At 32.5% G+C, this 25,895-nt stretch carries 31 protein-coding genes; 16 read left to right on the top strand and 15 right to left on the bottom strand.

Annotation, left to right across the window (positions count from 1 at the left end; all coding sequences use genetic code 11):
• Positions 1 to 72: 72 nt before the first annotated feature.
• The 4 genes from hemN to ACZIYX_RS02200 all read right to left on the bottom strand — a co-directional run bounded on the left by hemN (position 73) and on the right by ACZIYX_RS02200 (position 4,738).
• Positions 73 to 1,437: an oxygen-independent coproporphyrinogen III oxidase gene (gene hemN / locus ACZIYX_RS02215; protein WP_462680562.1), complete on the bottom strand. Its 1,365-nt coding sequence runs from the start codon at positions 1,435 to 1,437 to the stop codon at positions 73 to 75.
• A gap of 95 nt (positions 1,438 to 1,532) precedes the next feature.
• Positions 1,533 to 2,369, bottom strand: coding sequence for a universal stress protein (locus ACZIYX_RS02210; RefSeq protein WP_462680561.1), 837 nt, complete (start codon positions 2,367 to 2,369; stop codon positions 1,533 to 1,535).
• 84 nt (positions 2,370 to 2,453) lie between these two features.
• Complete coding sequence (locus tag ACZIYX_RS02205) at positions 2,454 to 3,509, bottom strand: response regulator (RefSeq protein ID WP_462680560.1); 1,056 nt, start codon at positions 3,507 to 3,509, stop codon at positions 2,454 to 2,456.
• Positions 3,506 to 4,738, bottom strand: a complete 1,233-nt coding sequence (locus tag ACZIYX_RS02200; protein WP_462680559.1) for a PAS domain-containing sensor histidine kinase — start codon at positions 4,736 to 4,738, stop codon at positions 3,506 to 3,508. The genes ACZIYX_RS02205 and ACZIYX_RS02200 overlap by 4 nt, the downstream gene beginning before the upstream one ends.
• 107 nt (positions 4,739 to 4,845) lie before the next feature.
• Here ACZIYX_RS02200 and ACZIYX_RS02195 point away from each other — a divergent pair, with 107 nt between their 5' ends.
• From ACZIYX_RS02195 to deoD, 7 genes are all read left to right on the top strand, one after another.
• Positions 4,846 to 5,256, top strand: coding sequence for a hypothetical protein (locus tag ACZIYX_RS02195; protein ID WP_462680558.1), 411 nt, complete (start codon positions 4,846 to 4,848; stop codon positions 5,254 to 5,256).
• Between the two features lie 19 nt (positions 5,257 to 5,275).
• Entirely contained in the window at positions 5,276 to 6,163 is an 888-nt protein-coding gene (locus ACZIYX_RS02190) for a DnaJ C-terminal domain-containing protein (RefSeq protein WP_462680557.1), read from the top strand.
• Positions 6,164 to 6,173: 10 nt separating this feature from the next.
• Entirely contained in the window at positions 6,174 to 6,470 is a 297-nt protein-coding gene (locus tag ACZIYX_RS02185) for a chaperone modulator CbpM (protein WP_462680556.1), read from the top strand.
• 88 nt (positions 6,471 to 6,558) lie between these two features.
• Positions 6,559 to 7,449 carry an RsiV family protein gene (locus ACZIYX_RS02180; RefSeq protein WP_462680555.1) on the top strand — a complete coding sequence of 297 codons (891 nt, stop codon included), beginning with the start codon at positions 6,559 to 6,561 and terminating at the stop codon, positions 7,447 to 7,449.
• 205 nt (positions 7,450 to 7,654) lie between these two features.
• Positions 7,655 to 7,954 carry a thioredoxin gene (gene trxA / locus ACZIYX_RS02175; RefSeq protein WP_462680554.1) on the top strand — a complete coding sequence of 100 codons (300 nt, stop codon included), beginning with the start codon at positions 7,655 to 7,657 and terminating at the stop codon, positions 7,952 to 7,954.
• Between the two features lie 2 nt (positions 7,955 to 7,956).
• Complete coding sequence (deoC, locus tag ACZIYX_RS02170; RefSeq protein WP_462680553.1) at positions 7,957 to 8,601, top strand: deoxyribose-phosphate aldolase; 645 nt, start codon at positions 7,957 to 7,959, stop codon at positions 8,599 to 8,601.
• 97 nt (positions 8,602 to 8,698) lie between these two features.
• Positions 8,699 to 9,397 (top strand): purine-nucleoside phosphorylase, encoded by a 699-nt coding sequence (deoD, locus tag ACZIYX_RS02165; RefSeq protein ID WP_462680552.1) that lies wholly within the window; start codon positions 8,699 to 8,701, stop codon positions 9,395 to 9,397.
• A 333-nt stretch (positions 9,398 to 9,730) separates the two neighbouring features.
• Here the strand turns inward: deoD and ACZIYX_RS02160 are convergent, their stop codons facing one another.
• Positions 9,731 to 10,570: a universal stress protein gene (locus ACZIYX_RS02160; protein WP_462680551.1), complete on the bottom strand. Its 840-nt coding sequence runs from the start codon at positions 10,568 to 10,570 to the stop codon at positions 9,731 to 9,733.
• A 126-nt stretch (positions 10,571 to 10,696) separates the two neighbouring features.
• Between ACZIYX_RS02160 and ACZIYX_RS02155 the strand changes: the two genes are divergently transcribed.
• The 3 genes from ACZIYX_RS02155 to ACZIYX_RS02145 all read left to right on the top strand — a co-directional run bounded on the left by ACZIYX_RS02155 (position 10,697) and on the right by ACZIYX_RS02145 (position 12,045).
• Positions 10,697 to 10,969, top strand: a complete 273-nt coding sequence (locus ACZIYX_RS02155; RefSeq protein WP_462680550.1) for an acylphosphatase — start codon at positions 10,697 to 10,699, stop codon at positions 10,967 to 10,969.
• Positions 10,970 to 11,054: 85 nt separating this feature from the next.
• The gene (locus ACZIYX_RS02150; RefSeq protein WP_462680549.1) at positions 11,055 to 11,732 is read left to right on the top strand and encodes a hypothetical protein; all 678 of its coding nucleotides are present in this window, start codon (positions 11,055 to 11,057) and stop codon (positions 11,730 to 11,732) included.
• 64 nt (positions 11,733 to 11,796) lie between these two features.
• On the top strand, positions 11,797 to 12,045 hold the full coding sequence (locus ACZIYX_RS02145; protein WP_462680548.1) for a hypothetical protein: 249 nt from the start codon (positions 11,797 to 11,799) through the stop codon (positions 12,043 to 12,045).
• Between the two features lie 635 nt (positions 12,046 to 12,680).
• Here the strand turns inward: ACZIYX_RS02145 and hpf are convergent.
• The gene (gene hpf / locus ACZIYX_RS02140; RefSeq protein ID WP_462680547.1) at positions 12,681 to 12,983 is read right to left on the bottom strand and encodes a ribosome hibernation-promoting factor, HPF/YfiA family; all 303 of its coding nucleotides are present in this window, start codon (positions 12,981 to 12,983) and stop codon (positions 12,681 to 12,683) included.
• A gap of 199 nt (positions 12,984 to 13,182) precedes the next feature.
• Between hpf and ACZIYX_RS02135 the strand changes: the two genes are divergently transcribed.
• The 4 genes from ACZIYX_RS02135 to ACZIYX_RS02120 are packed head-to-tail and all read left to right on the top strand — an operon-like array spanning position 13,183 to position 17,022.
• Entirely contained in the window at positions 13,183 to 14,268 is a 1,086-nt protein-coding gene (locus tag ACZIYX_RS02135) for an efflux RND transporter periplasmic adaptor subunit (protein ID WP_462680546.1), read from the top strand.
• Positions 14,265 to 15,527, top strand: coding sequence for an ABC transporter permease (locus ACZIYX_RS02130; RefSeq protein WP_462680545.1), 1,263 nt, complete (start codon positions 14,265 to 14,267; stop codon positions 15,525 to 15,527). The genes ACZIYX_RS02135 and ACZIYX_RS02130 overlap by 4 nt, the downstream gene beginning before the upstream one ends.
• Positions 15,524 to 16,198 (top strand): ABC transporter ATP-binding protein, encoded by a 675-nt coding sequence (locus tag ACZIYX_RS02125; protein ID WP_462680544.1) that lies wholly within the window; start codon positions 15,524 to 15,526, stop codon positions 16,196 to 16,198. The genes ACZIYX_RS02130 and ACZIYX_RS02125 overlap by 4 nt, the downstream gene beginning before the upstream one ends.
• Before the next feature lie 38 nt (positions 16,199 to 16,236).
• Positions 16,237 to 17,022 carry a DUF6544 family protein gene (locus ACZIYX_RS02120; RefSeq protein ID WP_462680543.1) on the top strand — a complete coding sequence of 262 codons (786 nt, stop codon included), beginning with the start codon at positions 16,237 to 16,239 and terminating at the stop codon, positions 17,020 to 17,022.
• 6 nt (positions 17,023 to 17,028) lie between these two features.
• Here the strand turns inward: ACZIYX_RS02120 and ACZIYX_RS02115 are convergent, their stop codons facing one another.
• The 5 genes from ACZIYX_RS02115 to ACZIYX_RS02095 all read right to left on the bottom strand — a co-directional run bounded on the left by ACZIYX_RS02115 (position 17,029) and on the right by ACZIYX_RS02095 (position 20,943).
• Positions 17,029 to 17,517, bottom strand: coding sequence for a hypothetical protein (locus ACZIYX_RS02115; protein ID WP_462680542.1), 489 nt, complete (start codon positions 17,515 to 17,517; stop codon positions 17,029 to 17,031).
• Positions 17,507 to 18,496: an MlaD family protein gene (locus ACZIYX_RS02110; RefSeq protein WP_462680541.1), complete on the bottom strand. Its 990-nt coding sequence runs from the start codon at positions 18,494 to 18,496 to the stop codon at positions 17,507 to 17,509. The genes ACZIYX_RS02115 and ACZIYX_RS02110 overlap by 11 nt, the downstream gene beginning before the upstream one ends.
• A 28-nt stretch (positions 18,497 to 18,524) precedes the next feature.
• A complete protein-coding gene (locus ACZIYX_RS02105; protein WP_462680540.1) occupies positions 18,525 to 19,283 on the bottom strand; it encodes an ABC transporter ATP-binding protein in 759 nt (252 codons plus the stop codon).
• 35 nt (positions 19,284 to 19,318) lie between these two features.
• Entirely contained in the window at positions 19,319 to 20,095 is a 777-nt protein-coding gene (locus ACZIYX_RS02100) for an MlaE family ABC transporter permease (protein WP_462680539.1), read from the bottom strand.
• 119 nt (positions 20,096 to 20,214) lie between these two features.
• Positions 20,215 to 20,943, bottom strand: coding sequence for a sulfite exporter TauE/SafE family protein (locus tag ACZIYX_RS02095; protein ID WP_462680538.1), 729 nt, complete (start codon positions 20,941 to 20,943; stop codon positions 20,215 to 20,217).
• Between the two features lie 150 nt (positions 20,944 to 21,093).
• Between ACZIYX_RS02095 and ACZIYX_RS02090 the strand changes: the two genes are divergently transcribed.
• Positions 21,094 to 21,987 carry a metallophosphoesterase gene (locus ACZIYX_RS02090; protein ID WP_462680537.1) on the top strand — a complete coding sequence of 298 codons (894 nt, stop codon included), beginning with the start codon at positions 21,094 to 21,096 and terminating at the stop codon, positions 21,985 to 21,987.
• Between the two features lie 8 nt (positions 21,988 to 21,995).
• On the opposite strand, the gene ACZIYX_RS02085 is transcribed toward ACZIYX_RS02090, so the two are convergent.
• Positions 21,996 to 22,235 carry a NifU family protein gene (locus ACZIYX_RS02085; RefSeq protein WP_462680536.1) on the bottom strand — a complete coding sequence of 80 codons (240 nt, stop codon included), beginning with the start codon at positions 22,233 to 22,235 and terminating at the stop codon, positions 21,996 to 21,998.
• 3 nt (positions 22,236 to 22,238) lie between these two features.
• Positions 22,239 to 23,378, bottom strand: coding sequence for an Mrp/NBP35 family ATP-binding protein (locus ACZIYX_RS02080; RefSeq protein ID WP_462680535.1), 1,140 nt, complete (start codon positions 23,376 to 23,378; stop codon positions 22,239 to 22,241).
• A 219-nt stretch (positions 23,379 to 23,597) separates the two neighbouring features.
• On the opposite strand from ACZIYX_RS02080, the gene ACZIYX_RS02075 reads away from it, so the two are divergent.
• On the top strand, positions 23,598 to 24,914 hold the full coding sequence (locus ACZIYX_RS02075; protein ID WP_462680534.1) for a Fic family protein: 1,317 nt from the start codon (positions 23,598 to 23,600) through the stop codon (positions 24,912 to 24,914).
• On the opposite strand, the gene ACZIYX_RS02070 is transcribed toward ACZIYX_RS02075, so the two are convergent.
• Together ACZIYX_RS02070 and ACZIYX_RS02065 are read right to left on the bottom strand one after the other, a co-directional pair.
• Positions 24,909 to 25,271, bottom strand: coding sequence for an MGMT family protein (locus ACZIYX_RS02070; RefSeq protein WP_462680533.1), 363 nt, complete (start codon positions 25,269 to 25,271; stop codon positions 24,909 to 24,911). The two genes, ACZIYX_RS02075 and ACZIYX_RS02070, sit on opposite strands and share 6 nt — an antisense overlap.
• Positions 25,262 to 25,891: a LysE family translocator gene (locus tag ACZIYX_RS02065; RefSeq protein ID WP_462680532.1), complete on the bottom strand. Its 630-nt coding sequence runs from the start codon at positions 25,889 to 25,891 to the stop codon at positions 25,262 to 25,264. The genes ACZIYX_RS02070 and ACZIYX_RS02065 overlap by 10 nt, the downstream gene beginning before the upstream one ends.
• Between the last annotated feature and the right edge of the window lie 4 nt (positions 25,892 to 25,895).

Below are 25,895 nucleotides of genomic sequence, written 5' to 3'. Positions count from 1 at the left end.
TGTTGATTTTATACGTTATCTTGCCTTTTTGCTAAAAGAAAACAGAAAGAAAACAGGGTAAAACACCAAAAACTATATCGTCATAGAAAACAGCATTGTTTCTGGTTTGTTTCGTTGTAATCTTAAATCAAAAGCCATACAAATATTTCGAACAAAGGGGCGGCCTTTTTCTGTTACTTGTATATGTTTATCGCCCATTATCAATAACCCGTCTTTTTCTAACTCTTTAATGTTTTGCAGGACTTCTGGTAATTCTTTAAAATATAGTGTATCCTTGTCCCAATTAGTTTTAAAATGGCACATCAAATTCAAAATATGTTGCCTTATAATTTCATCTTCTTTGGTAAGCATGTGCCCTCTGTATACGGGTATGATTCCTTCTTCTACCAGATGTTGGTATTCTTCAATATTTTTAACGTTTTGAGCAAAACCATACCAACTGTCACTAATTGCAGATACCCCTAATCCTATCATCGTATGTGTTTTGGATGCTGTATATCCCATAAAATTACGGTGCAAGGTTTGGTTTTGCATAGATTGATACAGAGTATCATTTTGCAATGCAAAATGGTCCATCCCAATCTCTACATATCCTGCTTTTGATAATAATTTTTTTCCTATTTCATATTGTTTTCTTTTCTGCTCTGCACTTGGCAAATCCGAATCTAAGAAACCCCGTTGCCCGTTACCTTTTTGCCACGGTACATGGGCGTAGCTATAAAATGCCAGTCGATCCGGTTGTAATTCTTTTGTCTTTTTGATAGTATTTTTTATTGCATTTTCTGTCTGAAAAGGCAGCCCAAAAATAATGTCATGCCCAACAGACGTATACCCTATTTTTCGTGCGGTATCTGTAACATATTTTACATTCTCGAATGGCTGTACCCTATGAATTGCTTTTTGAACTACGGGGTCATAATCTTGTACCCCAAAACTAACTCTTCTAAAACCTACATCATAAAGGGCTTGTAAATGCTCTTTTGTAGTATTATTGGGATGCCCTTCAAAACTTAGTTCGCAATCTTGTGCTTGTTCTGTTCCCAAAAAAATACCCTTAATCAAATAGTTCAGATTTTCAGGAGAAAAAAAAGTAGGAGTTCCTCCTCCTAAATGCAGCTCTTTTATTTTAGGTTTGGTTTCAAAAAGATTAAGATATAATTGCCATTCTTTCAGGACTGTTTTTATATAAGGTGTTTCTACATCATGTCGTTTTGTAATACGTTTATTACATCCGCAAAAAGTACACATACTCTCACAAAAAGGTAAATGAATATACAGGCTTATACCTTCGGTGTTATTGCTTTGCACAAAGGATCGTTTTACAGAGGTTATCCAGTTTTTTAAAGAAAACGTAGTTATATCCCAATACGGTACTGTAGGGTAACTTGTATAACGTGGTCCGGGAATATTATATTTATGTATTAGATTCTCGTACATTTTTAAGGTTTTTTGAACTATTTACGATTGTCAAACCTTCAATATTATGCACAGGCCGACTTTTTTATATCTTGACTCAAACTTATATAACAGCATCACTCGTGCAATACCAGAAAAGGAATACTGGTATGATAGCTTATTTTTTCTACAACGGGATGAAACAAAATACGTTGAAAAAAATTAAGATTTTTTGCCACCATAGTGATTACTTCGATATTTCTGCTTTCTACAAAACATTGCACAGCCTCTTCTATATTTGGGTTGGAAAGAAAATGAAAACTATGCTTTATTTTACCCAAAGAATCATCCAAAAAATCTTTGTTCTTTTTTTGTAAACCGGTTAATTCTTGTTCTTTTTTGGCAATATGCAATACTCGTAGAGATGCTTTATTTGAAACAAGAATATCTGTAATCGTATCCAGAACCCTGCTTTTATAAAGCATATTATAGTCTGTAGGAAATGCTATTTCTTTAGGCTTTATATAGCTTGCTTTTTCGGGAATAACCAATACCGGGCATTTTACTTTGGTAATCACATCGCCGGTATTGCTTCCTATAGTTTTTTCTTGGATTCCTGAAGCTCCTTTGGTTCCCATTACAATAAAATCTATAGATTTTTCTTCTACTTGTTTTCTAACTGCATCTACAAAAAACATGTACTCGTTAGTAACAAAAAAGCGATGTTTTGTATTAAGAGGCTGTTTTTCTATTTTTTTAAGCAAACTCTGCATTTGCCTGGCATTACTACCTTCGGTGTTTTTTGTAGTTGTTTTTCCGGATTCATAAAAAGAATTTCCTACAACTGTTTCTTTGAAAGGAGAGACATGTAAGAAATAAAAATTACAATGTATTCTTTTAAAAAAGGATAATGCATATATAATGGCATTCCATGAATTTTCAGAAAAATCTGTAGGAATCAGGATGTTCTTCATTTTTAATACTTTCTAATACACAAATGTATCAGGATGTATTCATCAAAAGTATGACAAAAATCAGTTTAGATATTTTTTGTGTTCTTATTCTATTACCTGTAGACCAGATAAGTCTAAAATTTTTATATTGCGTCCTTCTATTTCTATTAGCCCGTCTTTTTTAAAACTGGACAGGGTACGAATCAAACTTTCGGTGGCAATTCCTGCTACACTGGCAAGATCATTTCTGGATATTTTTATACAATCCTGTGGTTTTTTATTAAGTACCTCTGCAAACTGTAATATAGTTTGAGCTGTTTTTTTGCGTACAGAACTATATGCCATTTGTAGTAATTGTTCTTTAATCTCTGAAAGATTATGGGTAAGTAACTCCATTAATTCTAAAGATATGTTTTTGCTTTTTTCTAATATCTCTTTAAGGCTTGTTTTGGATATTCCTGCTAATTCTGCGTCTTCAACTGCCGTAGCCGACTCCAAATAGGGGGTGTTATCTATAAAGGAAGTAAATCCCATAAAATCATCTTCTTTATACAATGCAGTAATCAACTCTTTACCGCTTTCGTCCATTTTATAGCTTTTGACTACTCCTTTCAGTATAAGGTAAACATTATTTGAATGTTCTCCTTCTTTATAAATGGTTTCTCCTTTTTTAAATCTGGAAACCTCGCCATGGTCATCAAAAAAATTTTTAAGCTCATGTAGATTACGAATCCCGCTATCTTCAATCTTTTCTTTTACTGAGGCTTGTTTTTTGATAATTTTTGAGACTATATCGGCCTTGGCAAGACGGCTTTCTATAGCACTTAGCAGTTCTTCTTCTTCAAAAGGTTTGGTAAGATAATCATCTGCTCCCAAATCCATACCTTTTCTAATTTCTTTATGTTCTGTTTTTGCAGACAAAAATATAAAGGGGATATGATTGGTGTTTATATCATAAGATAATGCCTCTAATACTCCATATCCATCTATTTCGGGCATCATAATATCGCATACAATAATATCGGGTTTTTCTTCTTTTGCTTTATGGATGCCTAATTTGCCATTTGGTGAGGTAATAACCTTGTAATTAGAAAGCTCTAAGAGTTCTGCTGTGTTTTCTCTAAGCGCTGTGTCATCTTCTATTAAAAGAATAGTCTTCATGATTTGCAGGTATTTATGGGTACTGTAACAATAAAGGTAGAACCTTTGTTTTCTTTACTTGTAAAAGTAATACTCCCTCCAAGGTTTTCCAAATGACTCTTTACTATATTTAAACCAATACCTGTACCTTGGTCCAGCAATGCATTTTCTGCCCTAAAATACCTTTTAAATATAAAATTTTGTTCTTTTTCAGGAATCCCCCTGCCCTGATCTATAATTTTTACGGTAAGGATACTATCTTTATAAGATACCTGCAAATCTATAGTAGTATGCTCTCCAGAGTATTTGATCGCATTATTAATAAGGTTGGATAGTACAAGTTCCAAAATTTTTTCGTCAAACTCTATTACATAATCATCAATATCTTTGGGATAATTTATACGTTGCCCGTCTTTAAGCAGCATATTGGCATCATAAACTACTTCGTTAATCACTTTACTTAATGGAAATTGGCTAAATTTATAGGTTACCTTACCGGTCTCCAGACGTTCTATCGATAAAAAATCGTTGAGTATATTATCCAGATATTTTACTTTGTTTTTTATAGTATTAAGGTGTTTTTCCCTCTTTTCTTGCTGTTCTGTTTGGTTATATTTTCCTGCAAGTGTTGCAGAGGTAAGAATACCACTTAAAGGAGTTTTAAACTCGTGGGAAACGAGAGATAAAAATTTTGTTTTTAACTCATTAAGATCTCTCTCCTTTTTTAAAGATTCGTTTGTTTTTGCTTCTGCCTCCATACGAAGGCTTACTTCTTCTTTTAATTCTTGTATGGTATGGTGTAATTTTTTTGTGCGATCCTCAATCTTTTGTTCTAGCTTGGCATTCAAATCCTGTATTTGTTTTTCTTGCTCTTTACGAAACGTAATATCAATAACCAAAGCCATTACATAACTATTGCCATAAATTGCAAATGGATTTAACCCTGCTTCTACAGGAAAAACAGTTCCGTCTTTTCGAACTCCAAAAAGATCGCGTCCTTTTCCCATATTTCGTTTTTCGCTATGGTTTACAAAACCTTCAAAATGGCTTTTATGGTTATGGTGATATTTTTGAGGAATCAGGATATTTAAGTGCTTCCCTTTTAGCTCATCTTCTTCATACCCAAAAATAGTGTTAGCAGATCCATTGGTAGCAACTATAACCTGATCTTCATTTACAACGATAATACCTTCTGAAATGGCTTCAGAAAGCAATTTGAAAATATTATTCTCTTTTTCGAAAACTTTCATTCTCCAAAAATAAGGATTTTGATTTGTTAACACTACTGATAAATATCATAAAAAACCTCATTGTAGCTGCCTAAATTTATCCTAAATAATCTATAAATTATTATACGATGAGCACTTCAAAAAATATGGGAATCGAATTTTATCAACATCTGGGCAAGTTATTTTATGCTATTGCTGCTGCGGATAAAGTAGTTCGAAAATCTGAATACGATTCTTTACGAAAAATTGTGAAATCTGAATGGATAAAAACCGGTACTACAGAAGATGATTTTGGAGTAAATGCGACCTACCAGATAGAAATTGTTTTTGATTGGCTGGATTATGAGGAAGAATTAAATGCTGATGAATGTTTTGAACAATTTGAAATGTATTATAAAGAAAATACATCTGTTTTTACCGATAGCCTGAAAGACCTGATTTGGGACACTGCCAACACTATTGCAGGTGCTTTTTCAGGAAAAAACAAATCCGAATTAATGATGCTGGGGCGATTAAAACTGGTTTTTGAAAAACAATGATTAATTCTATGTATTTATTATGGAGTTTATTGATTATTATAAAGTTTTAGAGGTTTCTAAAAAAGCTTCGCAAGAGGATATCAAAAAAGCATATCGAAAATTGGCGAGAAAATATCATCCCGATCTTAATCCAAATGATAAAAAAGCAGAGCAAAAATTTAAAGATATTAATGAGGCTAATGAGGTTTTGAGCAATCCCGAAAATCGGAAAAAATATGACCGGTACGGGAAAGACTGGAAACATGCAGAAGAATTTGAAAAAGCCAGACAATCACAACAATCCTACAAAAGACCTGAAAACCAGCAACAATACAATGATTTTTCAGAAAGTGATTTTTCTGATTTTTTTGAAAACATGTTTGGATCTTCGGGCAGGAGCTATAAAAGCAACCAGGTAAAATACAGGGGCGAAGATTATAATGCAGAGCTACATCTCAACCTGTTAGACGTGTACACAACACATAAAAGAACTCTTGCCATCAATAACAAAAATATTAGAATTACTATTCCTGCAGGGGTAGAAAACGGGCAAACCATAAAAATTAAAAATCATGGCGGGCAAGGATTAGGGGGCGGCCCAAATGGAGATTTGTACCTTACATTTGTTATTGAAAACAATACAGCTTTTAAAAGAGATAAAAGCGACCTGTACTTAAACAAAAGCATTGATATCTACACTGCGGTTTTGGGTGGGGATATCACTATAGATACTCTGGACGGAAAAGTAAAACTAAACGTTAAACCAGAAACCCAAAATGGCTCCAAAGTAAAACTAAAAGGAAAAGGGTTTCCTGTATATAAAAAGGAAGGGGCTTTTGGAGATCTTTTTATTACGTATATTATTGAAACCCCTAAAAACCTTTCTTCAAAACAAAAAGAATTATTTAGAGAACTATCTAAACTTTAAATACACAACAATGACCAAGAAGCATCTTATACCAATGATAGAATTTTGTAATCATCATGAAATAGAATTTTCATTTATTGATTCTTTACACGAATTTGGATTAATAGAAACCATTACAGAACAAGATACTATTTTTTTGAACTCTGAAGAACTGCCAAAAATTGAGCAAATTTTACTTTTCAATAAAGAATTAGAAATCAATCTTGAAGGTATAGAAGTAATCATGCGCTTACTGGATCGGGTTCAAAAAATTCAATACGAAATGAACATCTTAAAAAACAGATTAGGCTTATATGAAAATCTATAGACCAACATTTATTCCCTCTTTTAAGTGATTATTATCATATTTTTTGATGTTTTTACTACCTATTTTTATGTCTGCCAAAAACAAATGTATGAAAACCCTAATCACCTGTTTTATGTTCATAAGTTTTATTTCTTGTAAAAAAGAAATTACTCCTAAACAACCTTTGGAGCAAAAACAAACAGAATCCAAGCAAATTATTGAAGAAGAAACAACAGGGACCTCCTCTTTTTTTTCTGAAGAAAATCTGGAATTGAATCAAGAAAAAACCAAATCCATCAAAAAAGAACGGTTGATAAAAGCTGAAGATGATAAAGCTCAATTGAAGGAATTAATTATTTCTAAAAGTTTTTTTAAAGAAGAAGATTTATATATTCTGGATTATCGATATCCCTATCTTAATGAAAAAATAGATCCTAATTATGCGGTATTTAATAACTTTATTACAGAAAATTACCTGAATATTGAAAAAACCGAAAATCAAATCCTTGAAGATAAAGAGTTATTATGCGATACTTTAAAAATTAACAGGTTCAGGGACAAAAGAACTATTGATTATAAAATTTATAGTGCAAAAAACGACCTTATAAGTGTGGTACTCTACAATGAAAACTACTATTCGGGTATGCTACATTCTACCTACCTGTTTGATTGTGTAAACTTTGATCTTAAAAAGCATGATTTTATTTATTTTGATGATTTTTTTGAAAAAGGATCAGAAGATGAAGTGTTTGTAACCATAAATACCATCATAATGGAAGGCATTGGCTCTGGAGAATTATTTTATGATTGTTGGGAGTTGTCCAAAGGCGATTTTAAAGCGTACAAAAACAATTTTGTGATAAACGACAATACGGTAGAGTTTTATTTTGATGATTGTATTATTTGCCCATCTTATACAGGCACCTACTCTATCGAGATCCCGATTAAAGATATTATGCATCTTATTAAAAAATATAACGATAAACCAAAAATAAGTTAAGAGTTATTGTTTATCAAAGTTTATTTTGAAATCAAAATATTTTTTTTTTCAGAAACCACATTTTGTTAAACTCCCCCAAGATTGTCAATCTAGCTTACAAGATACATTTTTGCCATAAGAAAGATCTAAAAAAGCCAATACTTTATCTTATTTTAGAGCCTCATTAATAATACCTGATATACTTAAAAACATTAAATGCGAACAAATGAAAAATAGTTTTAGCAACATCATCGATTCAGAAACACCGGTATTGGTAGATTTTTTTGCAGAATGGTGCGGTCCTTGCAAAATGCTTGCCCCTATTTTAAAACAGGTTAAAGAGGAATTGGGAGACCGTGTTAAAGTTATAAAAATAGATGTCGATAAAAATCAGCCTTTGGCTGCAAAATATCAGGTTCGGGGGGTTCCTACCATGATTTTATTTAAAGAGGGGAAACAACTTTGGAGGCAATCCGGGGTATTACAAAAAAATGACCTTATAAGCATTATAAATTCGAATCGTTAGTTATGATATTTGCTAAGTATATAGATCATACACTACTAAAGGCCAATGCAACCGTTAACGACATAAAAAAGCTTTGTACCGAAGCAAAAGACCATGCCTTTTATGCGGTTTGTATAAATAGTTATTATGTAGGTTTGGCAGCCAGTGAATTAAGAAATACCGATATCAAAATTGCCGCTGTAGCAGGGTTTCCTCTGGGTACTATGTCTTATAAAACAAAAGTTTATGAAGCACAGCAATGTATAGACGATGGCGCTGATGAGATTGACATGGTTCTTAATATTGGATTATTAAAATCCGGATATTATAAAATAGTAGAAGATGAAATAAAGAGCATCAAAAATGCTATTGGAGAAAATATCTTAAAGGTAATTTTTGAAAACTGTTATCTTACTGATGAAGAAAAGAAAATTGCTTGTAGATTATCTATAAATGCTGGTGCAGATTTTATAAAAACATCTACAGGTTTTGGGACCGGTGGTGCTACTTTGCAGGATGTAAAACTCATGAAAAACGAAGTGAAAAACAATATACAAATAAAAGCCTCTGGCGGAATTAAAGACACAGAAACCACTAAACAATATATCGACTTAGGGGTTTCCAGAATAGGAACCTCATCCGGGATTGCCATAGTTACTTCTAAATAAAAATTAATACAGAGCAAGTTCACAAGGTACATCTCCCGAAAATATATTTTGTTTTCATGGCAAACCTCATAAAATTAAGCTCTACAATATAGATTAAATGAGCATACATATTGCAGCAAAAAAAGGAGAAATTGCAGAAACGGTACTACTGCCCGGTGATCCTGTTCGGGCCAAATGGATTGCAGAAACTTTTCTTGACCATCCGGTTTGTTATACCAAAATAAGGGGGATGCTTGGGTATACTGGCAGCTATAAAGGCAAACCTGTATCTGTACAAGGAACAGGTATGGGGATTCCATCTGCCCTAATTTATTGCCATGAACTCATTAAAGATTATGGGGTTAAAAATTTAATCCGGGTAGGTTCTGCCGGATCTTACCAAAAAGACATTAAAATAAGAGATATTGTTATTGCTATGGCAGCATCTTCTACCTCTAATATCAATAATATCCGATTTCTTAATTCGGATTACGCTCCTACAGCAGACTTTGATTTGTTCATGAAAGCCGTACAATATTCAAGAGATAATAACATACCTGTCAAAGCCGGAAATGTTTTATCTTCAGATCAATTCTACGAGGATGATCCCGATTCATATAAACAATGGGCAGAATTTGGGGTGCTTTGTGTAGAAATGGAAACCGCAGGGTTATATACTATTGCGGCAAAATACAATGTTAAGGCTCTTTCTGTTTTAACCATATCAGATTCATTAGTCACAAAAGAAAAAACATCCTCAGAAGAAAGAGAATCTACCTTTACTAAAATGGTCGAAATTGCCTTAGGGACTCTATAAACCTGAGTTCGGTGTAAGAAAATTTACATCAGTCAGATTTTTGATAGAAAATTGTACTTCGGCAAAACTCAGCATAACTATCGAAGACAAGTAAATTTTAAACCAAAAGCTTTGTCCTCTTGAGCTTGTCGAAAGAGCGATACAATTTTTCTTCGTTACCCCATGAAAAACCACTAAATTTGACGACTTTTTTAAACCAAATTTTTAGATCGAACTCACGTTTTTTGGTAGTATATAATTTTAAATGTATAAGCTTTACAAGGATATTAAACCTAATCCTATACCCTTGTAAAGTCTTATATACATCTGTTTAACTTTGAAATATCTGTCTGATTATATTTTAAATGTAATCACAGGTATGTTTGCATGATTTGCAATATCCTCTCCTATACTTCCATTAAAGAAATGTGCCAACCCTCGTCGACCATGGGTAGGGATTGCTATACAATCTGCTTTTATCTTATTACAATAGTTAAATACACCACTTTCTACACTATAATCATTATAATATACCACTTTGTCATACATTTCAAGGCTTCCTTCGTCTGCTTTAAAAAGAAATTCTTTTACTCGTTCTTCTATCTGGTCAGAGCTTCTGAATTGCTCTCCGGGCAGATTAACATATAATAAATGTATAGTGGCTTTTAAAGAGTTAAATAATTTTTTTGCATTGTGATATGCTCTGATATTTTCAATCTTAAAATCACTGGCAAAAACTACTTTATCTATTGCAAAATTATCTACAGGGCTTTTTATCACCAATACAGGAATATCTGATGTTCGCACTACCTTTTCTGTATTAGAACCAATAAACACTTCTTCTCTTAAGCCACTAACCCCATGAGATCCCATAATAATAAGGTCTGCTTCTTTTTCATGGGCTACCTCATTAATTTCGCTAAAAATCTTATAATTCTGTACCGTTTCGGTAATCTGAATTCCTTTCAAATATTCTTTATCCAAAAAAGTGCTGAACCTTTTTTCGGCAAGTTTCATATAATACATTGCTTCTGTTGCCTCTTGAGTTTCATCTTTTATTAATACAGCTTCAGATAATCCCAACATGTGCAATACTATAATTTCGGCATTTTGTTGTTTTGCCAATATTGCAGCGGCTTTTAATGCATATTCTGAGTATTCAGAAAAGTCTATTGGTACAAGAATTTTTTTCATATTTAACTGTTTTTATACTATCAAAATTAGGGGGTTTTCAGCCTTTTTAAAATGATAATTATCATATCCATACCCTTCTTTATAAAAACAACATAATTATAGTATCTTTCTTTTTTATAAAATAGTATGCTAAAACATTACAAAATTACCGTAACAGGAAAAGTACAGGGAGTATGGTATAGACAGAGCACCCTAAACCAAGCTAAAGGACTTAATATTAAAGGATTTGTAAAAAACCTGGATAATGGAGAGGTATATATAGAAGCAGAAGCTCCTGAAGAACAACTAAAAATTTTGTTAGACTGGTGTGCCAAAGGCCCCGAATTTGCAAGAGTAGATGCGGTTTCTTTTAAAGAAAGTAGTTTAGAGTACTTTGACGATTTTGAGGTTTTGCGTTAAATACATTTTATCATAAGTATGGCATACTATATAGCGCCAATGAGATGTATAAAAAATAATGTAAAAATTAAGAAAGCGTAAAAAAATGAACACCATATATAAAATAGCAGGAATCATACTAGTACTAATCGTAGCATGCAGTTGTGGCAAGGCTACTACAAAAACAAATCTCCCGGACAGGATTATCTGGTATTTTCCGCCAACAGACTTTAATACCCGTATGTTCTATGGTCCCGTAAAAAAGAGTGAAGAGATAATGTATTATGCCACAAAAGATGCAAATGGGCAAGTCGTTAAAATAGATAAAAAATACTATGATACAGGACAAATTTTCCCCCATAATTTTAGTATAGAATTTGATTCTATTGGACGAAGAAAGGAATTTGTTACTTATTCTCCTAAAGCAGGAAGAAAGAATAGAGGCAAACCAATTAATGAGGATCAATATGGTTTTGTTTATGATTACGATAAGAAAGGACGGGAAATAAAAAGTAAAACAATTTATAATAATTCAAAAAGTGTATGGTACAGTACGGCAATGCTAGATAAACATTATAATGATGTTGGTAATAATGATTATGAAAGAGTAATCCGATATGATTCTGATGGTGAAAACATTTGGGTTATAGATAGTAGTGCTTATAAATATAATGAGAAAGGATTAATGATAGATTCAGAGTTCTATATGAGAGATAGTGAGGATGATCCTTTAATACAAGAACGTGCTTTTGGCGAAGAGCCTATGACAGTCAAGGTAGAGTAGTAAAAAAGGAGGTACACATCATTATTTTTATAAAGATAGTGTACTGTACCGAGAAACCAGAGAGTTGTTTGGCAGGACAAATGAGTATATATATTATCCTAATGGAGTATACAAATCTGCCAAGTTAAGGACTACCCTAATTACCGGGGATTTTGAGTTTTTAGAAACCGGGGATATTACTACCTACAATAGTCAAAAAGTAGCAGACTACTACGAATTTGATGCGTATGGCAATTGGACCAAACGAATACGGTATAAAGAAAATGGGGAGCCCCAAAGTTATACAGAACGCAAAATAGAATACTACAAATAAAAAGATAAACGATGCCATTCATAGTTAAAAGTCATCCTTGATATACTAAAGGCTGTTAAAATTATTATAGGGTTGATTCTATTTTGTGTAGGGGAAAATCAAATCCTCCGACTTTATGTTTTTCCTAAAGGAAAACATAAAGCCACCTCCCTTTGTCCAAAGGGAGGAGCTTTTTATTAGGATATACTTATAAAAGCTCTCCCTTTTAAGTAAAAAGGGAGAATGAATTGTACACTTTTAAAAAGTGTACAAGAAAGAGGGATTTGCGAACACGTTTTAGTTTTACAAAAAACAACCCCCTGGGGTAACTACTCCCAAGGGGTCTATATTGAAACTTAATTGTATTAACACAAACTCAACTTATACTAATTATGATAGTTTCAATGTATTGTTATACTGTATTATCAATTACCGATAATACATAACTTATAAAATACTTCCTGTTCTTAAATTCGCGGATAAAAGTACTTTTATAAGTCATTTCAAAACATGACAAATATCATTTTACATATATACTTAACATCTATTTAACGATAAAATGTTGCTTCTAACCGTGTTCATTTTTTGCTTTATACGGCATTTTATAATTAATTTGATATAACATGAGTTTGATCGTAAGAATTTAGTTTAAAATTCTAGATATATGGTTTCATTTCTTGTTTGCGCTTTTTAAGTTGTTTTTCTAAATCCTCTAAAGTTTCTTTAAATGCCATCTCAAAATTTTTCTCATTAGAGCTAGCATATATTTTTGGCCCGGGCAAACTTAATTCTACATCACAGATTTTACCTTCTCCTTTTGGATCATTTTCTTTCTTAAAAAACACATCGGCCCTGATTATCCAATCATATTTTTTAAATAGTTTTTCTAGTTTTTTTTGCACATAATCTTCCATCGTTTCACTAGTCGGCATTTGTACAAATTGAATATTGATTTGCATTTGTTTGTTATGTTTTATAATTGTTAAATCTATATTGCTCTGTATTAGCAATAAATCTTACTTGTTTTTGGAGCTTTATTAAAGGCTATATTTTGATCTAATCCCTATGCTAAAATAAAGACTGTCTTCTTTTTTAAATATGATAAATATCATTCCGAAAATCCGTCTTTTCAACGAAATTCGATAAAAATATGTTGGCATGTCTAAATATATATTATGGACGTTTTTTGCTATTGTTTTTATATCTTGTACGGATAAAGAAGAAAAAACGCTTCCTACAGTAACAAACATCACAGAATTGGTATATTCATCGGTTACTGTACAGCCAGACAGTTTATATCAGGTCTATGCTTCTGTACATGGTATTCTGGATAAAAACTTTGTAGAAGAAGGGGATATCGTTCAAAAAGGAACTCCATTACTTCAGATCATAAATAGTAACCCTAAGTTACATTCAGATAATGCTAAGTTATCGTTAGAACTTGCTCAAAAAAACTATAATGGCAGTGCGGCAATCCTAAGTAGTATAGAAGAAGAAATAAAATCCGCAACTCTTAAAATGATTAATGATTCTATACATTATTGCCGTCAGAAAAATCTATGGAGTCAACAAATAGGTTCAAAAACAGAATATGATACTAAAAAACTTACCTATGAACTTTCTGTAAATTCTTTAAGTCTGTTAAAAAACAAATATAACAGAACCAAAGATGAACTTAGTACTCAATTACAACAGGCAAAAAACAATTATAAAACTTCGGTAATAACTACCAAAGATTTTACCATTAATAGTAAGATTACTGGTAAAGTATATGGTTTGTATAAGAATCCCGGAGAGATTGTAAATACTTTAGAACCTATTGCAGCAGTTGGTAATGCTACTGTTTTTGTTATCGAAATGCTAGTGGATGAAGTAGATATTGTAAAAATCAAAGAGAATCAAAAAACTATAATAACTCTGGATGCATATAATAAAGAGGTATTTACTGCAAAAGTGAATAAAATATACCCAAAAAAGGATGAACGCAATCAAACCTTTATCGTTGAAGCCCTTTTTGATAAAAGCCCAAAGGTATTGTATCCCGGATTATCCGGAGAGGCAAATATCATCATAGATCAAAAAAAAGAAGTGCTAACGATACCTAAAGAATACCTGATTGATAATACTAAAGTAAAAACTGAAAAAGGAACAGTAGAAATTGCTGTTGGGCTTCAGAGTATGGATACTGTAGAAATTTTATCAGGAATTACAAAAGATACCTGGATTTATAAACCTAAACATTGATTAACTGGAAAGTCATATTAAACATTGCCAGAACGCATCTGGTTACCAAAACCAAACAAACAGCAATAGCTGCTTTGGGTGTGACTTTTGGCATTGGAGCGTATATTACCCTGGTTTGTTTTATGACCGGGCTGAATAAGATGCTGGATGATTTGATCCTTAATCAAACACCACATATTCATATTTTTAATGAGATTGAACCTTCAAAAAAACAGCCTGTAGATTTATATGATGAATTTCAAAATACATTTAATATAGTACATTCTATTAAACCAAAGCAAAGTCAAAAAAGAATTCATAATGCGCTTCCTATCCTTAATTATCTTAATAAAGATACTCGGGTTAGAGCAGCAATACCACAGATTAAATCACAAATATTTTATATCGCAGGATCTATTGAACTGGGAGGTAATCTAACAGGGGTTGATGTTATAAAAGAAGTCGAGTTTTTTAATTTCAAGGATTATATTATAAAAGGAACTTCTCGGGATTTGCAGCGTAATGATAATGGTATTTTGCTAGGTGCGGGTGTTGCCAAAAAAATGTCTCTTGATGTGGGTGACAGGGTACAAATCAGTACCATAAAGGGAGATATTTTTCCGTTAAAAATTGTAGGAATATATCAAAGTGGGATTGCTGATATAGACAATGTTCAAAGTTTTGCCAATATTAGAACTGTACAGCGTATTCTGGGCGAAGCAGAAAATTATATTACCGATATCCATGTAAAACTTCATGATATCGAACAAGCAGTTACATTAGCTGAAAAAGTTGAGCAACAGTTTCAATTGAAAGCAATTGATCTTAATACTGCCAATGCACAATTTGAAACAGGAACTACGATTAGAAATTTAATAACCTATGCTGTTTCTATAACACTATTGATAGTAGCAGGTTTTGGTATTTACAATATTTTAAATATGCTTATTTACGAAAAAATGAATGATATCGCTATTCTAAAGGCGATAGGTTTTTCAGGTAATGATGTACAATTAATTTTTATGAGCCAAGCTATAATCATTGGGGTCATCGGAGGGGTTTTGGGCTTATTAATTGGATTTGGTTTATCTCATTTAATTGACAGCTTACCTTTTAAAACAGAGGCATTACCAACAATTTCTACCTACCCCATTAATCATAATCCCTGGTTTTATGTTATTGGTATTACATTCGCTATGATTTCAACTTTTCTGGCTGGTTATTTACCTTCTCAGAAAGCAAAAAAAATAGATCCTGTACGTATAATAAGAGGTCAATGAAAACAGTTCTAGAAGCCAAAAACATCAATAAGTATTTTAAAAAACCTGTACTTTTTCATGTATTAAAAGATATTTCTTTTAAGATAAGCCAAGGAGAATTTACCTCTATCATGGGCAAATCCGGGTGTGGCAAATCTACTTTGCTGTATATCTTATCTACTATGGATACCGATTATGAAGGAGGCTTATATCTTAACAATGAGCTCATCACAGGGCAGAAAAGAGAGAAGCTCTCCTATATCCGAAATAAGCATATAGGATTTGTATTTCAGTTTCATTATTTGTTGTCTGAATTTTCGGTATTAGAAAATGTAATGCTTCCTGCCAAAAAACTAGCAGAAAAATCTATTGAAGAAATAGAGCATGATGCTATGAGGAAGCTTCATATTCTTAACATTGATCACCTTGCCAAAAAAAGAGCCTCACAAATATCGGGTGGAGAAAAGCAACGGGTTGCTATTGCAAGAGCTTTAATAAATAATCCCACTATCATTATGGGCGATGAACCCACAGGAAACCTGGATAGTTATAATTCTGAAAATGTTTTCAATGTTTTTAAGCAATTAAGCGAGGAAGAAGGGTTATCCCTTCTTGTAGTAACTCATGATACCGATTTTGCAAATAAAACCGATCGAATTATCGAAATGGGGGATGGTAGAATTATAAGTTAATTATGTTGTAATGTAAAAACGATCTAAAAATGATATTTATGATAATTGGAAGTATAATAACCTTACTATTTATAATAGCTATCATAGGAATAGCATCGTTTCATACTTCTGTAAAAAAAGAAAAAACACTACTGTTTCATCCAAATAAAGAGGTAAATAAAAAGATCACTCCAGAAGACTTGGATGATTTACCGGATCTGATGAAAAATTACCTTAGTAAAGTCAATATTGTGGGAAAACCGAAATACTGCAATGCTGTTTTTACCCAAAAAGGAGAGATCATAACAGGGTCGAAAAAAAAGTGGTTACCATTTTCTGCCACGCAATACATGTCTTCTAATAACTTTGGATTTATCTGGAAAGCAAAAGCATTACCTATGCTAATAAGGGATAAATATACTAATGGTAAAGGTGAAGTGAAGGTAAGTCTATTGGGATTGAAAAATGTAGTTCTGTTTTCGGGTCAAAAAGTAGATCAAAGTTCATTAGGACGATATTTGGGAGAACTTATTTGGTTTCCGATAGGTTTTCTAAACCCTGATATCTCTTGGAAAACTATAGATTACAGAACAATAAAGGCTACCATCATAAACGATAATCATACGCTTGAAGGCTTTTTTATATTTAACCAAAATGGGATGATAGATCGTTTTAAAACCAAAAGATACCGAGATACAGAACTAGAAGATTTTATTGGAGAAGCAGGAGAATACCAAGATTATAATGGATTATTAATACCAAATACAATGACTGCAATCTGGGATCTTAAAAATGGAAAGCAAAAGTATTTTAAAGCGACTATTCTTAATTACAAATTAATGTGATAGTGCCTAATACCCTACTTTATTTTTTAAAGATGGTACTTCCCATTTGATAATCTCTTTTAAAAACTCATCTACCTTTTCTACAATAAGTTTTTCGGTTATAGATTCTGGAGTATGAGTCCCAAGTTCTATTACATTATTTTCTTGTGGAGAATTTTCTACCTCAGGAAATAGCATCGCTATATAGATATCCCCATTATAAGATTGCGAAAAAATTAAGGTTCCTCCCGATAAAAATTGATATGCAGGTATAAGGTTAGTACAGTCCATTAATCCCGGAGGAAAAGAATCAAATGTAATGTTTACAGCTTCATTATTATGTATCCAGCTTAATTCTTGCACCTTCCACCCTATATCATACTGTTTTACTATCTCATGCAGTGTTTTAAGAAGAACATCTTTGGTTTTGTTTTTCCATAGCATTCTCTTATCTACCACTGTTTTTATAGAGTTTTTATAATCTGTAACCCGTTCTTCTAAATGTTCAATTTTCATTACTATTATTTTTAACCGATTTTTCTTTTTCCAATTTTTTAAAATACCCCCTGAATAAAAAATTATGTTTTAAAGCTTCCATATTTTCATTAAAACGATGGGTACTTTCTTTTATATTATTCATTGTAGAATCTATATTCTTAACCAAAATTGAATCTGTTGCCAAATAATGCAATGCTCCTTTTCCTTCCTTTATATTGCTTACTGTCGAGTTAAGGTTTTTTGTTAATTGCTCGATATTTATGCTCGATTGTTCCAGATTATTAATAACTGTTTTTACTTTTTGTGCAGATATGCTATCCTTTAATAAAATCCCAATAACACTTTCGTTTTGATTAATAGAGGATACTATATTCTTTATTTCTGCAATGGTTTGTGATGCTCCTGCACTTGCATTTTTAAGTTGATAAATGGTTTGTTTTAGATCTTGTGCCATAATAGAATCATTAATAAGCAGTCCTATCGTACCATTTCCCTGAGTGATTTTTGTGGTAATTTTTAATAGATCTGCAGTAAGTAATGCTGCATTTTCATTAGTAACATTAAGAGTAGTTAACATATCATCGGTTCCTATTTTACTATAGGATTTAATAGTGTCTCCAGAAATTACTACTGGTTTTTTATTTTCCCTAGGAATAATATTTACAATCATATTACCAACCAAACCATCTGTCCCGATAGTTGCGACTGCATCTTTTTTAATATGTTTTGCTATGTTGCCTTTTATCAACATTTCTACTATAATTTGAGAATCCTCTAACATTATAATTTTATTTACCGTTCCCACATTTACCCCGGAGTATCTAACATTGTTCCCTGTTTCTAAACCATTTACATTAGTAAACTGTGTCATGATTCTAACATTGGTCCCAAAAAGATTTTGTCGATTTCCTATGGCGTATAATGCAACAACAAGTAGTAATGTGCCAACTACTACAAATACACCTAACTTCAATTTTTGGGATGCTGCCTTTTTCATAATGCTTTTCTTTAGTTTTATTTGTTCCTTAATGTTTAAAAAATGCTTTTACCTGCGGGTCTTTAGATTGGGCCAACTCTTGATATGTGCCCTCTGCATAATTAATCCCATCTACTAACAAAATAATCCTGTTAGAAATTACTCTGGCACAATCTACATCGTGTGTAATAATCAATGAAGATGTCTCGTACTTTTTTTGTATACTGCGCATTAATTGAATAATTTCTTTAGCAGTTATTGGATCTAATCCAGTAGTTGGTTCATCATAAAGGATTATTTTAGGTTTTAAGATAAGTGCTCTTGCCAATGCTACTCTTCGTTGCATTCCGCCAGAAAGTTCGGCTGGCATTAGATCTATTGCATTTGCTAAACCTACATTTGCTAAAGCCTCTTTAATTAGTACCTCTGTATTTTCGGTCATATTTAATTTACTCTTATGCCTACGCAAAGGAAATTCTAAATTTTCGCGTACCGTCATAGAGTCATACAAAGCACTTCCTTGAAACAAAAAACCAATCTCGGTTCGAAGCAGATCAAGTTCTGTTTGTCCTAAAACTGTAATATCTTGTCCTTTTATCTTAATACTGCCACTATCTGCTTGAATTAATCCTACTAAACATTTAATCATTACAGATTTTCCAGATCCTGATTTACCCATTATTACCAGATTTTCTCCTTTAGACAGTTGTAAATTGAAGCCATTAAGAACTGCTTTGTCTCCAAAACTTTTTCTAAGATCTTTAATCTCTAAAACAAATCTATTGGTATTTCTATCTGCTTCTATCAAGTGTATGTGTATTTAACATTAGGGTTCTTTTTCATTTAAAAAAATATATCTGCCAAAAAAACTGCTATAAAATCTATTACAAATAATAACATCGATGTATAGACAACTGCAGAGTTGGATGCTTCTCCAACTCCTGCGGTTCCTTTTTTGCAATAATATCCTTTATAACATCCTACCAAACCTATAGCATAACCAAAAAAGAAAGATTTTAGGGTTGCAGGAACAACATCACTATACTCTATGGCATCAAAAACCTGGTTAAAATAAAGTTGATAGGATACCGATCCTTTTAGGTTTTCGATAATTGCAGATCCTAAAAGAGCAATTGCATCTCCAAAAATGATCAATATCGGAAGCATTAATGTAGTTGCTGAAATACGGGTAACTACCAGATATTTAAAGGGATTGGTACCCGATACCTCCATTGCATCAATTTGTTCTGTTACCCGCATAGAACCAAGTTCTGCTCCTATACCCGAACCTATACGCCCAGCACAAATTAAAGCTGTAATAACTGGTCCTATTTCTCTTACAATAGATATCCCTACCATAGATGGCATCCAGGATTCTGCTCCAAACTCCATTAAAGTAGGGCGGGATTGAAGCGTAAAGACCAATCCCAAAATAAAACCAGTGACTCCTACCAAAAGTAAAGAACGATTACCTATATGGTAACATTGCCGAAGTAATTCCTGAAACTCAAAAGGCTTTGTAAAGACTTCTTTAAAAAACCGTATTGAGAAATATGACAAATCCCCTATCTCTGTAAAAAAAGCTTTAGTTCTTTTAATGATTTGTAGCGATTGTGTCATAAAGATTATAAATCAGTGTTTTATCAAAGATATAAGCAGCTTTCTCGAATAAAAATGATATAAATCAGCTATTTAGCGTAAAACAGGTAATGAGTATATCGTCTTTTTTAGCTTTGAAATCAAAATTTAGAGAATACACTAATAATACCTATTGCCAAAATCAGAAATAACACAAATCTCCTGAATTGTTCCTGGGATATTTTATTCAGGATTTTTTTTCCAATCCATGTTCCCAAAATACTTACAACAATCAAAACAGGAATCAGATACAAATCATGTTGATGTATATATCCATTAAAATAATACACTACCGTTCTGCTAAAATCCACTCCTAAATCAATTACTGCCGAGGTGGCTATAAATTTATTTTTATCCATTTTAAAAGCTGCCATAGTAATGCCCCGAATTGCGCCCCCAGTACCTAATACTCCCGCACTTAACCCGGATAACGCCCCGCCTAAAATTGCATTTTTAGTATTAGGTTGCACTTTAAGCTCTTTAAAAACAAGAAACAACAAGCTTAATCCTATCAAAAAAAAACCTAAAACGTAGGTCAGAATTTTTGGATCTAAATATTTACTGTAATAAGCTCCTACAGAGACAAAAATTATTGCTGGTATTCCCAAAGCTAATACTACTTTCTTATCTAATCCTTTTTTAAAAAATGCAATTTTGGTTACGTTACTGGATAAATGAAACAAAGCGGTTACTCCTAAAACAGATTGAAAATCCAAAAAGAAATTAGCAATAGGAACAAAGTATACAGAAGAGCCAAACCCCCCAACGGTACCCAATATTTCTGATAATATAGAGAGAATAACAAAAACAGGAAGGTATTTAGATAGCATAAGGTATGGTATGAAATAGCATCAAATATATCTTATCCTAATGTTTCATATTATGATATATATCAACCCTACTAATTTGACAAGCATATTATAATTACAATTCTAAACTAACTTAAATAGAATATTTTATATTTACTGAAAACTTACTTTATGTCCTCCCAATTCCGTCTGGATCGCGCATATAAAAATGCTAAAATAATTCCTTTTAACGACAGTTCTAAGTTTGTATTATTTAGTGACTGTCATCGTGGGGACAATAGTTTTGCAGATGATTTTGCTAATAATCGAAATATATATTTTCATGCTCTTAAATATTATTTTAACGAAGGTTTTACGTATTGTGAACTTGGGGATGGTGATGAGCTTTGGGAAAACCTTAATTTTGAAACTATTTTTAGGGCACATAAAAATGTGTATGAATTGCTTCAGCTCTTTTACCTAGAGAATCGATTAGAAATGATATGGGGCAATCATGACATGGTGTACCGTGACCCCAAATATGTACAGAAAAATTTAAGCTCGTATCTTGATCATAAAACCGGAAAAGAAGTCCCTCTTTTTCCTAATATAAAATACCATGAGGCTATTGTTTTAAAACATCAGGATACAGAACAGGAAATCTTCTTGCTCCATGGTCATCAAGCTGATTTTATGAATTATATAGGATGGAGGATAAACCGATTTTTGGTACGGATTTTATGGAAGCCTTTGCAAGTGGTTGGAATTGCAGATCCTACCAGCCCGGCAAAAAATTATAAAGAAACTATACGAATAGAGCGAAGGATAAAAAAATGGATCATCCGTAACAAGAATAAATTCACGATAATTGGTCATACCCACAGACCCAGATTTCCTGAAGCGGGAGAACTAGCTTTATTTAATGATGGTAGTTGTGTGCATCCAAGATCTATTACAGGTATGGAAATAGAGAGTGGTAATATAACCCTAATTAAATGGCAAATCTCCACTACAGAAGACGGGACATTAAAAATTATACGAGTTATTTTGGAAGGTCCTCAAAAAACAACAGACTTTATTACTTAATAAAAATGTTAACTTATATTAAGTACTTCTTCAATCTGCGGAGCATACTTTTTTATAGTCATTTCTACTCCGGATTTAAGAGTCATTTGGTTTACACTGCACCCAACACATGCACCTTCTAATTGCACTTTAACGACCTTATCATCTTCAATAGATACCAGAGATATATTACCTCCATCACTTTCTAAAAATGGTCTAATTTCATCCAGAGCTTTTTCTACATTAATTCTTAATTCTTCTGAAGTCATTTTTTATTTTTTTATAGCAGAACATCCTGCCATTGTTGTTATTTTGATTGCCTCGGTAGGAGGTAAATTGTCGTTTCTGTTTACTACTTCCTGAACTACATTTTTGGTTAATTCCTCAAATGCTTTTTCTATTGGAGTTGCTGTTTGCAATGCTGCTGGTCTGCCTGCATCTCCTGCCTCCCGTATGCTTTGCACTAGAGGAATTTCTCCTAAAAACGGAATATCCAAATCTTCAGCAAGGTGCTTGGCTCCTTCTTTGCCAAAGATATAATATTTATTGTTAGGAAGCTCTTCTGGAGTAAAATATGCCATATTTTCTATAATCCCTAATACTGGTACATTAATACTATCTTGCTGAAACATAGCTACTCCTTTTCTTGCATCTGCCAGTGCTACATTTTGTGGTGTGCTTACTACTACAGCTCCTGTTATAGGCAAGGATTGCATAATAGACAAGTGTATATCTCCTGTTCCCGGAGGTAAATCAATTAACATAAAATCTAATTCGCCCCACGCTGCATCAAAAATCATTTGGTTTAATGCTTTTGCTGCCATAGGCCCCCGCCACACTACTGCTTGATTAGGTTGTGTAAAAAATCCTATAGATAAAATCTTAACTCCATAATTTTCTATAGGTTTCATTTTTGATTTACCATTTTCTTTTACAGATAGTGGTCGTTCTCTTTCTACATCAAACATAATAGGGGCAGAAGGCCCATAAATATCTGCGTCTAAAAGTCCTACTTTAAATCCCATTTTTGCTAGTGTTACTGCCAAATTAGAGGTTACTGTAGATTTACCTACACCACCTTTACCAGATGCTACTGCAATTATATTGGTTATCCCAGGGATTTGTTTCCCTTTAATTTCATTTTTTTGAGGTTGCGTTGCGGGAGCTTCGACTTTGATATTTACTTTTATTTTTGCTTTTTCATACACCTTTTCATGAATAACTTTCATTACATCTACTTCAGCACGTTTACGAATGTGCAATGCAGGAGTTGTCAACACTAGATCTACAACAACTTCATCTCCAAAGGTGATTATATTTTTTACTGCACCACTCTCTACCATATTCTTGCCTTCGCCAGCTACCGTAATAGTTTCTAATGCTTTTAATATATCTGATTTCTCTAACTTCATGGGTGTTATTTCTTTTTCAAGGTACTATGTTCGTCCAAACGGATTTAAAGGCAAAGATAGGTCGAAAAGTTAAGATTATAAAGCCTGTGAATTGAAATGATTTATAGTGGCATCGTTATTTATGATGTGCTAATATTTGTAAATTTTTCAAAAATTAGGAAATATTAGGATAAATTGTATATTTGATGATATTTGTAAATTTTTCAAAAATTAGGAAATATGATTGAAAAAGCGCCTAAATTTGAACCAGATAATGATACTTATTTTCAAATGGGAGCATTGAATGTAGAAAATAGTCTAGACAGAGATGCGTTCGCAAAAATAAATTCGAATTATTTGTTTTGGGATAAAATAAAGTATTTGAAATTTAAAAACCTAGATGCCAATGCTGCTTGGAGATACATAAAGACAAAAAGGTTTTTGAATCAGGTAACCTTATATCTTGAAGGGAAAAATAGAAGTCTATGGTTTAATTATAATATAAATGGATTTCTACAGCAAAAACTCCATTATCTAGATCATAATTTTGGAGCAGGGTTACAAAAAGAACAATTACTTTCTGAGTTAGACAAACAACAATATCTTAATAATGCATTGATGGAAGAATCTATTTTTTCATCAATGATAGAGGGAGCTACAACTACAAGAGTGCAGGCTAAGGATATGCTCAGAAAAAATAAAAATCCGAAGAATAAATCGGAGCAGATGATTCTGAACAATTATGAAACTATCCAATTTATAAGCGATCATAAAACTGAAGATATTTCTATCGAGAAACTTTATGAGGTTCATAGACTGGTCACTAAAAATACATTAGAAGAAGAAAAAGTAGGTGTTTTTAGGAAAAACAATGAGATACACGTAATGAATGAAATCACAGGAGAGATTGTTCATACCCCTCCAGACTTTAAAGCACTCAATGCTTTTATGTTGTCTTTTTGTGATTTTTTTAATACCAATCCTAAAGAAAATTTTATCCATCCAATTGTTAAAGCAAGTATTTTACATTTCTTAATAGGGTACATACACCCGTTTGTAGATGGAAATGGCAGAACTGCCCGTGCTATTTTTTACTGGTATTTGTTAAAAGAAAGATATTGGCTAGTAGAATACTTATCTATATCCAGAGTAATTATGAAAACGAAAACCCAATATGAAAAAGCTTATCTATACACAGAAATTGACGACATGGATGTTACTTATTTTATTCACTATCAAGTAAAGGTGCTTACGCAAGCTTTTGAGGACTTAAAAAATTATGTAGCCAAAAAGAAAAAAGAGGAAATCCAACTTTCTGTTTTTTACAAAGAACCAAATATTAATGAAAGACAGGCTCAATTATTATTTTGGATAAAGGAAAATAATAATCGTTATTTTTCGGTAAAAGAAGTTGAAAACATTTTTTCAATTACTAATCAAACTGCAAGAACTGATCTTGAAAGTTTGGTAGAGCGAAATATTTTGAAGAAAATAAACATCAACAAAAAAACCGCAAACTACTGGAAAGGTAATGATTTTGATAAAAAATTCTTATAATTCTTTCATCGGATCCCAAAATATCTCCTCAAAATCTATTATTTGGCTATCTACTACTTTTATACCTTCATTTTCTAATAATTGCTGCATTAGATTGGTTCCTTCAAAATGATGTTTCCCCGTGAGAAGTCCTTTTCTGTTTACAACGCGGTGTGCGGGAACATCTTCTCTACCACCACATGCGTTCATTGCCCAACCTACCATTCTTGCACTTTTGGCTGCTCCCAGGCATTTGGCAATCGCACCATAGGAAGTTACCCTACCATAAGGAATTAGTCTGACCACCTCGTATACTCTGTCAAAAAAGTTAGTTTCAGATCCTGGTTGGATATCTTTTTCTTTCTTTTTTACTCCCATGTATATATAATTCTTGCTAAGGTTATGATTACTAAAATTAACATTAATATACCCATAAAATAATTAGAATATTTTGTGATAGATGCCGTTTTCTTTTCTATTTTCAAAAAGGAAATCACATAAAAATACAGGGTAACAAAGGTGCCTGTTCCTGCTGCTATTGTAAATGCTGTGATACGCAAAGCATCGTATTCCATTTTTCCGCTTACGCTCATTCCTGCTGCTATTGCACAAAAGTATGGTATTGGCAAAACATTAAGAGCAGATATCATTACCCCTTTAAAAAAGCTTCTGGTTTCGTCATGTTTATACTCCTTGATTTTTGTTTTGTTTTGTTTTGCTTTTGCAAAAAAATAGATTGCCATAAAAAAAAAGATTACAGCTCCTGTGCGTAGTAGTATATTTTTAACAAATGGGTTAAAGAAAATATATTTTGCTAATAGAATTGCAATAAATGCTTGAAAAAGCACTACTACAGAAGCTCCAGTTGCAACAAGGATACCGTTTTTTTTTCCTCTTTCAAGACAAGTTCTGGCTACGGTCATGTTTACCAATCCGGGTGGTATTACACCTGCTAATGAGGCAAAAAATGTGACCAAAAACAGTTTAGTTGTTTCCAAAATA

The organism is Aquimarina sp., from assembly GCF_977115655.1.
The sequence above is the reverse complement of the archived record's forward strand: the minus strand, read 5'-3'. Positions and strand labels throughout refer to the sequence as shown.